This window comes from Brucella pecoris, assembly GCF_006376675.1.
Taxonomy (GTDB): Bacteria; Pseudomonadota; Alphaproteobacteria; order Rhizobiales; family Rhizobiaceae; genus Brucella; species Brucella pecoris.
In genome coordinates, this window is sequence record NZ_VEWK01000006.1 from 24711 (window position 1) to 35735 (window position 11025).

Here is an 11025-nt window from a genome sequence, read left to right on the forward strand (position 1 = left end):
GCGCGTCACATAATTGTGATATTAAATTTTGCAAAACTAGATTGTGCACAATTTAATAATCTGCAAGTTTGGCTGCGGAGACAAACCAAAGGAGAAGCCAAATGCCAATTCTGTACACAACCCAATCCACAGCAACCGGTGGCCGTACCGGCAGCGCCAAGACTGCCGACGGTCGGCTCAGTGTCGTTCTCGATACGCCGAAAGAACTCGGTGGTTCAGGTGGTGAGGGCACCAATCCGGAACAGCTTTTTGCTTCCGGTTATGCCGCCTGCTTTCTCGGTGCGTTGAAATTCGTTGCCGCCAAGGAAAAAGTTGCCATTTCGGCAGACAGCACGGTGACCGCGACGGTCGGTATCGGTCCGCGTGAAGACGGCACAGGCTTCGGGCTTGATGTGGCGTTGCAAGTGGCACTTCCAGGCGTGGATAAGGCGAAGGCGGAAGAGCTGGTTCAGGCCGCGCACATCGTCTGCCCATACTCGCATGCAACGCACGGCAACATCGATGTCCGCCTGAGCGTAGCTTAATTCAGAAATGCAAAAGGCGTCCGATGAGGGCGCCTTTTTCTTGTAATGTGCTGTGAATTTTATCTGGAAGTCATTTCGACCGTCAGCGTATCAAGCGCTTTCTCGACCTGCTCGTACACCTCGGTTCCCAATGGCAGGATCGGGCGTGGCGGCTCGATTCTTGCCAGGCCAAGAAGGTCGGCGATTACATACATTACACGGAAGCTGCTGTGGGTTTTGAATAGATCCCAGAGCGGCGCGAAAGTCGCATTGATGCGTTCCGCGTCAGCCTCGTTTCCGCTTTGAGCCGCACGTGTCAGGGCCAGAGCCGGTGCCGGGAGAAGGCCTGCAACCACGCTGTACCAGGCATCTGCACCAGCCAGCAGCGCATCTGCTGCCCCCCAGTCCCCGCTATAACCGATGGCAAAGCTTGACGGTGCTTCCGCACGCAGCTTTGACATTGCGCCCACGTAATCGCCATTTGCAGGCAGGGGCATCTTGATCGCGCTTATATTCTTTACATTGGCAAGCCTTGCGATCAGTTCTTCGCTGAAGATGAACTTTGTCGTGCCGGGATTATTGTAGATGCAAAGGGGAAGGTCAGTCGTCTCGGCAACGGTCTTGAAGTGCTGGAACACTTCTTCCTGTGTGAGCGGCGTGTAGGAAACAGGTGCCAGCAATAGCCCGTCGGCATCTGCATCTGCTGCATCCCGCGCTAGTGCCTGCGCGTCATCCGTCCGCAATGCGCCGACGCCGACGATGATCGGTGTTACGCCGTCGACGCACTTGACGGCAGTCTTGATTGTATGAAGTCGCTGCTCGCGTGTAAGAAAGGCATAGCTGCCCGTGCTTCCCAGAAGGCCGATCGAATCCGCTCCCGCCTCCTGTATACGTGCAAGCAAACCGCAGAGCGCGTCCTCCATAAGTTTGCCTGCGGTGTCGATTGGTGTGAGCGGAAAAGCAGAAAGACCTTTGAAGAGTTCCATGGTGCTCATTTCTCAAACGGGTTAGGCGCGATAGAAGCAGACGGATATCGGCAAGACTGAAGACCGCGCAAAAACGCTTTCGCCTCAGCGGCGGGCACGGCCTTGAAAGTGAGTTAGAGCAGATAGAATCCTCTGAGGAAATGCCAGAAATGCCATTGGTATCGTTAAGCGCCAGTGGAAACATTCATCTCAACTGTGCAGCTTTACTCTGCTTGTGTCTCGATATTTTCCATATCGTCATCCGACAGGCCGAAATGGTGGCCGATCTCGTGGATCAGTACATGGGTGATAATGTCGCCCAGCGTTTCCTCATGTTCGGACCAGTAGTCGAGGATCGCGCGACGATAGAGCGTGATGCGATTGGGGCCTTCGCCGGTCTGCAAGCTGAAGCGTTCGCCGATGCCGCGGCCTTCGAAAAGGCCGAGCAGGTCGAACGGCGTTTCCAGCCCCATATCCTCGATGATCTGGTCGTCAGGAAAATCGGCGATCTGGATGATAATGTCGCCGCACAACGCGCGAAACTCCTGCGGCAGGTGCGCAAGAGCTTCAATCGCGATGGATTCGATTTCGTCAAGCGAGGGCGAAAGACGTCCCGCCCAGTCGCCGCTTTGATCTTCTCGGGCCATTCCAGCCAATCGTGTCCTATTCACTTGTACAGGCCACCAGTCCTGCGATCGGGCATTCTGGCCGAGTATATATAGGGCATACCGACATTATGCCCAGGGACGCTGTTCGGCGTGCTTGGCCTCGAATGTGTCGATGCTGGCAGCCTTTTCCATGGTCAGGCCGATATCATCGAGACCGTTAAGCAGGCAGTGGCGCTTGAAATCGTCAAGGTCGAAGGAAATCGTGCCGCCATCGGGGCCGTGAATTTCCTTGGTTTCGAGATCGATAGTGAGGGTTGCATTGGCGCCGCGCGAAGCATCGTCCATCAGCTTGTCCAGATCTTCTTGGGCGACCTTGATCGGCAGGATGCCGTTCTTGAAGCAGTTGTTGTAGAAGATGTCAGCGAACGAGGTCGAGATCACGCAGCGAATGCCGAAATCGAGCAGAGCCCATGGCGCATGCTCGCGCGAGGAGCCACAGCCGAAATTGTCGCCCGCGACGAGAATCTGCGCGTTGCGATAGCCGGGCTTGTTCAGGACGAAATCCGGGTTCTCCGTGCCATCTTCATTGAAGCGCATTTCTGCGAAAAGACCCTTGCTCAGACCCGTGCGCTTGATCGTCTTCAGGTAATCCTTCGGAATGATCATGTCCGTATCGACATTGACGATCGGCAAGGGGGCGGCGACGCCCGTGAGCTTGGTGAACTTATCCATGTCCTGAACCTGTCGGTTGGGAATTTGCAATTTGCAAACTGGTTTACATCAGCTTGACCGAGAGTCAACGTTTGAGGCCATAACTGCCCAATAGGTCGCAACTCCCGACCCGCTTCGCGAATTACCCGGCGCGCGGACAAGCGCGCCGGATATCTCCACTGTCGGGTTAAGCGCATAATCCTGTCTGGAAACTGCGTCAAGTTTTCCGGATCATGCGTCGTTGACGCAGTTCGCGCAATTATCCGACGTTGAGGGCGACGCCACCCGTCTCACTGCCAGTCAGGCGGCGGGATTTGCCATCGGTGCCGACGACGATCGTATAACGCCTGCGCCGCATCGAGAGGTTGGGCGAAACTGCCACATCGATGGCCGGATCGAACTGCAACGTGATGCGCCAGAGTTCAGGCTTGATCGTTTCCTCGACAGCGATGATGCGGGCATCGAACGGCGTGGTGTGAAACATGCCGGTGATGCGCTGCCCGACGCGGTAAGGCGCAGTGTCGTCCTGAACGGGGGCGGTCTCCACCTTCGTGTCATTGGCGGCCAACGTATTCCAGTCGCGTGTGCCGGACTGGCGAGCCACAAGGTCGAGTGCCTTGCCGTGGCTGATGGTGATGCCTTCCTCGCTCAAAGCCTGCCGCAGACGGCGGGCCTGATGTTTGAAGTCAACGTTAGTGGTCCCAGCGATGATAGCTGTGGTCATTGTTTTCGCTCCTGGTTGTGAGCGGCGTTTTCATGAACGGGTGCCCGCATTGCCGTTTCTGCCGTCACCGGAACAAAAACGAAGTTTCAGAATGCTTTACCATGGCCGTAAGGCTGCGGGCGGCCGGTGCATTCAACCGAAGGCCGGAAAATAAGCAGCCATGATGCGGATTTCAAGCCCCCTATCAAGGGCGTTGGGACCTTGCACCTTTTCGTGGTTCCGTGCACAAATCGGGATATGAAAACTATTGTTCGTCCCCGCCGTTCCGTCCTGTTCGTTCCTGCTGCCAATGCTCGCGCCCTGGAAAAGTCGCTGACCCTCTCAGCGGATTGCGTGATCTATGATCTGGAAGATTCCGTTGCTCCGGAAGCAAAGGTCGCCGCGCGTGATGCGCTGGCGGCGCATTTCGCGAGTCATCCGAAGGTCGGTTTCGAGCGGATCGTGCGAGTCAATATGGCGGAAACGCCATGGGGCAGGGACGATATTGCGGCGGCAGCGAAGATGGGCGCGGATGCGATCCTTCTGCCCAAGGCCGAACGCCCGCAGGACATAATCGACGCGGCCAACCGGCTTGATCGGCAAGATGCCGATCCGGCAGTTGGTGTATGGGCGATGATCGAAACCGCGCGCGGTATTCTCAATGCCGACGAAATCGCGGTTCTCGGACATCGTTCGGCGGTGCGGCTTGCCTGTTTCGTCGTCGGGCCGAACGATATTGCGCGGGAAACCGGTGTGCGCCCACAAGCGGGGCGGCCGTATCTGATCCCGTGGCTGATGCAGATCATTCTTGCGGCGCGCGCTGGCGGCATCACCGTTCTCGACGGCGTTTATAATGATTTTCGCGATAGCGTTGGCTTCGAAGCAGAATGCGCGCAAGGTGCTGCCATGGGCTTCGACGGCAAGACGTTGATTCATCCAGGCCAGATCGAAGCGGCCAACCGCGCATTCTCACCGACCGAGGACGAAGTAGCCCATGCCCGCGCCGTTGTTGAAATTTTCGCCCGGCCTGAAAATGCCGACAAGGGTGTCGTCTCACTCGACGGGCAGATGGTCGAACGCCTGCATCTTGAAATGGCCGAGCGCGTGCTCGCCAAGGCGGGCGTAAAGTTATAACAGAGGAAGTAACAGCATGAAGTTATATCGTTTCATTACAGGCCCGGACGATTCCGCTTTCTGTCATCGCGTCACCGCAGCGCTCAACAAGGGCTGGCAGCTCTATGGCTCACCGACCTATGCCTTCAACGCTGCAACCGGCGTCATGCATTGCGGCCAGCCGGTGGTAAAGGAAGTCGACGGCGTCGATTACACGCCTGACATCAAGCTCGGCGAATACTGATGGCCGTTCGCCGCATCGTTGCCAATATAGCCGCTGCCGATCTTGCGGCGGCAAAGCGCTTCTACGGCGACTTGCTGAGCCTTGATGTGGCGATGGATTTTGGCTGGATCGTCACCTACGCCGCCGACGCGCAGGCACGAGTACAGGTCAGCATCATGAGCGAAGGCGGGTTGGGTACGCCGGTGCCCGATCTTTCCATCGAGGTGGACGATGTCGATGCCGTGCTGGAGCGCGCCATCGCGCTGGGATTTCCCGTCGAATACGGTCCAGCGGATGAGGAATGGGGTGTTCGTCGTTTCTATACGCGCGATCCCTATGGGCGGCTCATAAATATTCTGACCCACAAGATTTAAAAAAGGCCGGTTTCCCGGCCTTTTTGTTTTTGAATTTAATTCAAACCGCGCTTTTCAATCATCGCGTCCGGTGTCGGCATCTTTCCACGGAATGCCTTGTAGAGCTCTTCCGGGTCGCGGCTGCCGCCAGCGGCATAGATATGCTGCTTCAGCTTCGCCGCCAGTTCGGGATTGAAAGCATCGCCGGTTTCCTCGAATGCCGAGAAAGCGTCTGCGTCCAGCACCTCCGACCACATGTAGGAGTAGTAGCCTGCAGAATAGCCATCGCCAGAGAAGACGTGGGTGAAATGCGGCGTGCGATGGCGCATGATGATTGCATCCGGCATGGAAAGCTTTTCCAGCGTCTTTACCTCGAAAGCGAGCGGATCAGCGATCTTTTCCTTGCCGGTATGGAACGCCATGTCCACCAGCGCGGACGAGGTGAACTCGACCGTGTTGAAGCCAGCGTTGAAGGTGCGGGCCGCAAGGACCTTGTCGAGAAGTGCTTTCGGCATGGCTTCGCCGGTGCGATAGTGCACAGCGTATTTTTCGAGAACCGCAGGAACGGTCAGCCAGTGTTCGTAAAGCTGCGACGGCAATTCCACGAAATCGCGTGAAACGGCAGTGCCGGAAACCGCAGGCCAGGTCACATCCGACAGAAGCCCATGCAGCGCGTGGCCGAACTCGTGGAACAGCGTGCGTGCGTCGTCGAGCGAGAGCAGGGCAGGTTCACCGGCCTTTGGCTTTGCAAAGTTCATCACATTGTAGATGATCGGCTTCTGACCATCACCCAGCTTGTGGCTTGATTGCAGGGAACTCATCCAGGCGCCCGAGCGCTTCGAGGTGCGGGCGAAATAGTCGCCAAGGAAGAGGCCGCGTTCGCTGCCATCCGCATTGAAGACCTGAAACACCCGCACATCGGGGTGCCATGCGGCGATGCCCTTCTTTTCCTCGAAGCGGATGCCGAACAGGCGGCCTGCGACGTCAAAGGCAGCTTCGATGATCTTTTCGAGCTGAAGATAGGGCTTCAGTTCCGCTTCATCAAAGGCGAAGCGTTCGGCACGCAGCTTTTCGGCATAGAAACGCCAGTCCCATGGCGCAACCTTGTGATTGCCGCCATCGGCTGCGATCAGACGTTCCAGTTCAACCTCTTCTTCGTGGGCCTTGGCGCGTGCCTTGTCCCAGACAGGTTCAAGCAGGTCCATAACCGCCTTCGGCGTCTTGGCCATGGTGTCGTCGAGCTTGTAGGCGGCAAAATTGGCGTAACCGAGCAGATGCGCCTTGCGTTCGCGCAGTTCCACCATCTCGCGCACGATGTCACGATTGTCGCTTTCGCCGCCATTCTCACCGCGCTTTGCCCAGGCGTGGAATGCCTGCTCGCGCAAGGTACGGCTCTGCGAGAATGACAGGAACGGCTCGACGATCGAGCGCGACAGCGTAACCGCCCAGGCATCCGGCTTACCGCGCTCCGCTGCAGCGCTCTGCATGGCGTTTTTCAGAAAATCAGGAAGACCGGTGAGGTCCGCTTCATCAGTGATGAACAGGGCCCAGCTCGATTCATCTTTCAGCACATTCTGTCCAAAGCGCGCGCCAAGTCCGGCAAGCTTTTCATTGATGCCTGCAAGTTCCGTCTTGCCCGCCTCATCGAGCTTCGCGCCTGACCGGACAAAACCTTTCCACGTCTTTTCAAGAACGCGTTTGGTCTCGGTGTCGAGGTCCAGCATGTCGCGGTTTCCATAAAGCGCGTCGATGCGGGCGAAAAGCGCCGGGTCCATCATGATGCGCGAATAATGGCGCGACATTTTCGGCGCAATCTCACGCTCAAGCGCCTGGATCGTGTCATTGCTATGCGCGCCAGCACGCATCCAGAAAATAGCCGATACGCGGTCGAGCGCCTTGCCCGTCAGTTGCAGTGCCTTGAGCGTGTTGTCGATGGTTGCCTCATCGGTCGCCTTGGCTATGGCTTCCACTTCTGCGAGATCCGCAGCCAAGGCCGCATCGAATGCAGATGCGAAATCGTCATCCTTGAAGGCGGTGAAATCCGGCAGGCCCAGCGGTCCGTTCCATTCGGTCAGCGCATGATTGTAGGCGGGCTTGTCGGACATGATGAAACTCCAGATCAAGTGAATTTGGTATGAAGCAGACTTAGGATCTAGAAAGCGGTCGGGCAAGAGGTTCACGACATTGAAGACCGCTTTCGGGAAAAAGCGTTCGACATCGCCTTGTAGGGCTTGACTTTGTTGGCGACCCAGCGCACATCACGCTCGCAGCCGGATTTCTGCGGCAGCAATTTCAACCGGAGTTTTATTCTCTTATGCCAAGCGACAGTCACAGTCGATTGTTTCAGCCGTCAAGGCAGTTCGTGATCTGATCGCTTGCGGTCGGCTTGCACGGTCTGCCTTCGACGGCGGATCGACAGAAAGGCAAGCCCATGACCGACAACAACTTCTTCCCGGAAGTACTCGATGTTGCCGACCTCCCTGCTGCAGCCATCGCAAGCCGCATTGCGGACATGCGTACCGGCGACGCAGTGGAACTCGTTAACGAACTCGATGCCGATGATGCAGTCGCCGTCATCGCTCAGCTTTCGCATGAAGATGCCATCCGCCTGCTCGACCAGCCGGAACTGCATCGCGCTACCGAAATCATCGCGACCCTCCCGCCCGGCCTCGCAAGTCTCCTGCTCGACGGCATGTCGGCGGACCGTGCAACAGACGTTTTTCAGGAGCTGGAAGACGACGACCGTGCACGCCTGTTTCCCATTCTCGCACCTGAGACCAAGATCGCGCTGAAGAAACTGATGGGCTATCCGCCGAATACGGCAGGTTCGCTCATGACCATCGAATTCATCGCCGTGCCTTCCAACTGGAATGTTGGCCAGACGCTGGAGCATATCCGCAAGGTCGAACGCACGCGCGAAACGGTTTACGCCATCTATGTCGTCGATCCGGTCAGCCGCGTTCTATTGGGCGTGGTCAGCTTGCGCCGTCTCATTATCCGCCAGCCGGACGAGCCGATCCTGTCTATTGCTCGCGACGATGAGCCGATCACCATTTCGCCGCTGGCAAGCCGCGAGGAAGTGGCGCGCCTGTTCCGCAAGCACGACCTTCTGGCCGTGCCCGTGGTGGACGAGAGCCGCCATATTATCGGCATTGTGACGGTCGATGACGTGCTCGACGCCATGACGGAAGAGGCAAGCGAGGACGCCTATCGTTTCGGCGGTATGGAGGCGCTGGACAGGCCTTATATGCGCATAGGATTCGGCGAGATGCTGAAGAAGCGCGCCGGCTGGCTTGGTATCCTCTTCCTCGGCGAAATGCTGACTGCAAGTGCGATGCAGCATTTTGAACTGGAGTTGGAAAAGGCATTGGTGCTGACGCTGTTCATCCCGCTGATCATGTCTTCGGGTGGTAATTCCGGCTCGCAGGCAACGTCGCTGATTATCCGCGCGCTGGCCTTGCAGGAAATCAAGCTCAAGGACTGGTGGCGTGTCGCCCTGCGCGAATTGCCAACGGGACTGGCGCTCGGCAGTTTCCTCGGTGTTATCGGCATCATACGCATTGCCATATGGCAGACGCTTGGCATCTACGACTATGGTGAACACTGGATTCTGGTGGCCGCAACCGTCGGCATGGCGCTGGTTTGCATCGTGACGTTCGGTTCGCTGACCGGGTCCATGCTGCCTTTCATACTGCAAAGGCTAGGATTCGATCCGGCCAGCGCATCGGCGCCTTTCGTCGCTACGCTGGTCGATGTGACGGGCCTTGTGATCTATTTCAGCGTTGCGCTGGTGATCCTCTCCGGCACACTGTTGTAGGTCTGACTGACAAAAAACTGACAGATTGACGGTGTAAAAGCCCATTGAAAACTGGGCTTTTTGTCTTAAATACGGGGCAGTTTCGCGCTGCCCCTTTCAAAAATGCAAAAAAACCTGTAAGAGCGCCGCATTGTTTTTCCGCGCGGGTCATGTTGGCGCGGCTCCCAACTCATATAGAAGTGATCTCCATATGGAATTGCGTAATATCGCTATTATCGCACACGTCGATCATGGCAAAACCACACTGGTCGACGAACTGCTGAAGCAGTCCGGCTCGTTCCGCGACAACCAGCGCGTTGCAGAACGCATGATGGATTCCAACGACATCGAAAAGGAACGCGGGATCACCATTCTCGCGAAGGCCACTTCAGTTGTCTGGAAAAACACGCGCATCAACATCGTCGACACGCCTGGCCACGCCGATTTCGGCGGCGAAGTTGAGCGTATCCTGTCGATGGTGGACGGCGCTATCGTTCTCGTTGATGCTGCTGAAGGCCCGATGCCGCAGACGAAGTTCGTCGTTGGCAAGGCGCTGAAGGTTGGTCTGCGTCCGATCGTTGCGATCAACAAGATCGACCGTCCCGATGGCCGTCATGAAGAAGTCATCAATGAAGTGTTCGACCTCTTCGCCAATCTCGACGCGACCGACGAACAGCTCGACTTCCCGATCCTTTACGGTTCAGGCCGTAACGGCTGGATGGCGCTGAACCCGGAAGGTCCGCAGGACGAAGGTCTGGCTCCGCTTTTCGATCTGGTTCTCAAGCACGTTCCGGCGCCGAAGGTTGCCGAAGGTCCGTTCAGCATGATCGGCACGATCCTTGAAGCCGATCCATTCCTCGGCCGCATCATCACCGGTCGTATTCATTCGGGCTCGATCAAGTCGAACCAGGCCGTCAAGGTTCTGGGTCAGGACGGTACGCTGCTCGAAACCGGCCGTATTTCCAAGATCCTTGCTTTCCGGGGTATCGAGCGCCAGGCCATTGACGAAGCACAGGCAGGCGACATCGTTGCAATTGCCGGTCTCTCCAAGGGTACCGTCGCCGACACGTTCTGCGATCCATCGGTAAGTGTTCCGCTTGAAGCGCAGCCAATCGATCCGCCGACCGTGACTATGTCCTTCATCGTCAATGACAGTCCGTATGCGGGCACCGAAGGCGACAAGGTGACGAGCCGCGTTATCCGTGACCGTCTGCTCAAGGAAGCCGAAGGCAACGTTGCGCTCAAGATCGAGGAATCGAACGAAAAGGATTCGTTCTTCGTGTCTGGTCGTGGTGAATTGCAGCTTGCAGTTCTGATTGAAAACATGCGCCGCGAAGGCTTTGAGTTGGGCGTTTCGCGTCCACGCGTTGTCATGAAGGACGGCGAGAACGGCGAAAAGCTGGAGCCGGTGGAAGAAGTCGTCATCGACGTCGATGAAGAATATTCCGGCACGGTCGTGCAGAAGATGTCCGAGCGCAAGGCCGAGATGGTCGAACTGCGTCCTTCGGGCGGTAATCGCGTCCGTATGGTTTTCTATGCGCCGACCCGTGGTCTCATCGGCTATCAGTCGGAGCTTCTGACCGATACGCGCGGCACGGCGATCATGAACCGCCTGTTCCATGATTATCAGCCTTACAAGGGTGAAATCTCGGGCCGTAACAATGGCGTTCTGATTTCCAACGATCAGGGCGAGTCTGTTGCTTACGCGCTCTTCAACCTTGAAGATCGCGGCCCGATGATTATCGACGCAGGCGTCAAGGTTTATCAGGGCATGCTGATTGGCATCCACTCGCGCGACAACGACCTTGAAGTCAACGTCCTGAAGGGTAAGAAGCTCACGAACGTTCGCGCCTCGGGCAAGGATGAAGCCGTGAAGCTGACGCCGCCGATCAAGATGACGCTGGAACGCGCTCTGTCGTGGATTCAGGACGACGAGCTGGTTGAAGTGACGCCGAAGTCGATCCGTCTTCGCAAGCTCTACCTCGACCCGAATGAGCGCAAGCGCTTCGAAAAGAGCGGCAAGTCAAGCGCTGCATAAGTTCGACAGCAT

General features: G+C 57.1%; 11 protein-coding genes. 6 read left to right on the plus strand and 5 right to left on the minus strand.

Annotated features, from left to right (window positions below; translation table 11 throughout):
* Positions 1 to 101: 101 nt before the first annotated feature.
* Entirely contained in the window at positions 102 to 524 is a 423-nt protein-coding gene (locus tag FIB18_RS12580) for an organic hydroperoxide resistance protein (RefSeq protein ID WP_140021046.1), read from the plus strand.
* A 59-nt stretch (positions 525 to 583) separates the two neighbouring features.
* Here the strand turns inward: FIB18_RS12580 and FIB18_RS12585 are convergent, their stop codons facing one another.
* The 4 genes from FIB18_RS12585 to FIB18_RS12600 form a co-directional block, all read right to left on the minus strand.
* Positions 584 to 1498 carry a dihydrodipicolinate synthase family protein gene (locus tag FIB18_RS12585; protein WP_168436773.1) on the minus strand — a complete coding sequence of 305 codons (915 nt, stop codon included), beginning with the start codon at positions 1496 to 1498 and terminating at the stop codon, positions 584 to 586.
* 194 nt (positions 1499 to 1692) lie between these two features.
* On the minus strand, positions 1693 to 2115 hold the full coding sequence (locus tag FIB18_RS12590) for a metallopeptidase family protein (protein ID WP_140021048.1): 423 nt from the start codon (positions 2113 to 2115) through the stop codon (positions 1693 to 1695).
* A gap of 87 nt (positions 2116 to 2202) precedes the next feature.
* Positions 2203 to 2808: a 3-isopropylmalate dehydratase small subunit gene (gene leuD, locus FIB18_RS12595; protein WP_140021049.1), complete on the minus strand. Its 606-nt coding sequence runs from the start codon at positions 2806 to 2808 to the stop codon at positions 2203 to 2205.
* Between the two features lie 238 nt (positions 2809 to 3046).
* On the minus strand, positions 3047 to 3511 hold the full coding sequence (locus FIB18_RS12600) for a glyoxalase superfamily protein (RefSeq protein ID WP_140021050.1): 465 nt from the start codon (positions 3509 to 3511) through the stop codon (positions 3047 to 3049).
* A 237-nt stretch (positions 3512 to 3748) separates the two neighbouring features.
* On the opposite strand from FIB18_RS12600, the gene FIB18_RS12605 reads away from it, so the two are divergent.
* The 3 genes from FIB18_RS12605 to FIB18_RS12615 are packed head-to-tail and all read left to right on the plus strand — an operon-like array spanning position 3749 to position 5200.
* Positions 3749 to 4624, plus strand: coding sequence for an HpcH/HpaI aldolase/citrate lyase family protein (locus FIB18_RS12605; protein WP_140021051.1), 876 nt, complete (start codon positions 3749 to 3751; stop codon positions 4622 to 4624).
* 16 nt (positions 4625 to 4640) lie between these two features.
* Positions 4641 to 4847: a DUF1737 domain-containing protein gene (locus FIB18_RS12610; RefSeq protein ID WP_002965766.1), complete on the plus strand. Its 207-nt coding sequence runs from the start codon at positions 4641 to 4643 to the stop codon at positions 4845 to 4847.
* On the plus strand, positions 4847 to 5200 hold the full coding sequence (locus tag FIB18_RS12615; protein WP_140021052.1) for a VOC family protein: 354 nt from the start codon (positions 4847 to 4849) through the stop codon (positions 5198 to 5200). The genes FIB18_RS12610 and FIB18_RS12615 overlap by 1 nt, the downstream gene beginning before the upstream one ends.
* 35 nt (positions 5201 to 5235) lie before the next feature.
* Here FIB18_RS12615 and FIB18_RS12620 read toward each other — a convergent pair whose 3' ends face one another.
* Entirely contained in the window at positions 5236 to 7284 is a 2049-nt protein-coding gene (locus tag FIB18_RS12620; RefSeq protein WP_140021053.1) for a M3 family metallopeptidase, read from the minus strand.
* A gap of 326 nt (positions 7285 to 7610) precedes the next feature.
* On the opposite strand from FIB18_RS12620, the gene mgtE reads away from it, so the two are divergent.
* Positions 7611 to 8996 carry a magnesium transporter gene (gene mgtE / locus FIB18_RS12630; RefSeq protein WP_140021054.1) on the plus strand — a complete coding sequence of 462 codons (1386 nt, stop codon included), beginning with the start codon at positions 7611 to 7613 and terminating at the stop codon, positions 8994 to 8996.
* Positions 8997 to 9186: 190 nt separating this feature from the next.
* The gene (typA, locus tag FIB18_RS12635) at positions 9187 to 11013 is read left to right on the plus strand and encodes a translational GTPase TypA (protein ID WP_109987500.1); all 1827 of its coding nucleotides are present in this window, start codon (positions 9187 to 9189) and stop codon (positions 11011 to 11013) included.
* Positions 11014 to 11025 lie beyond the last annotated feature (12 nt).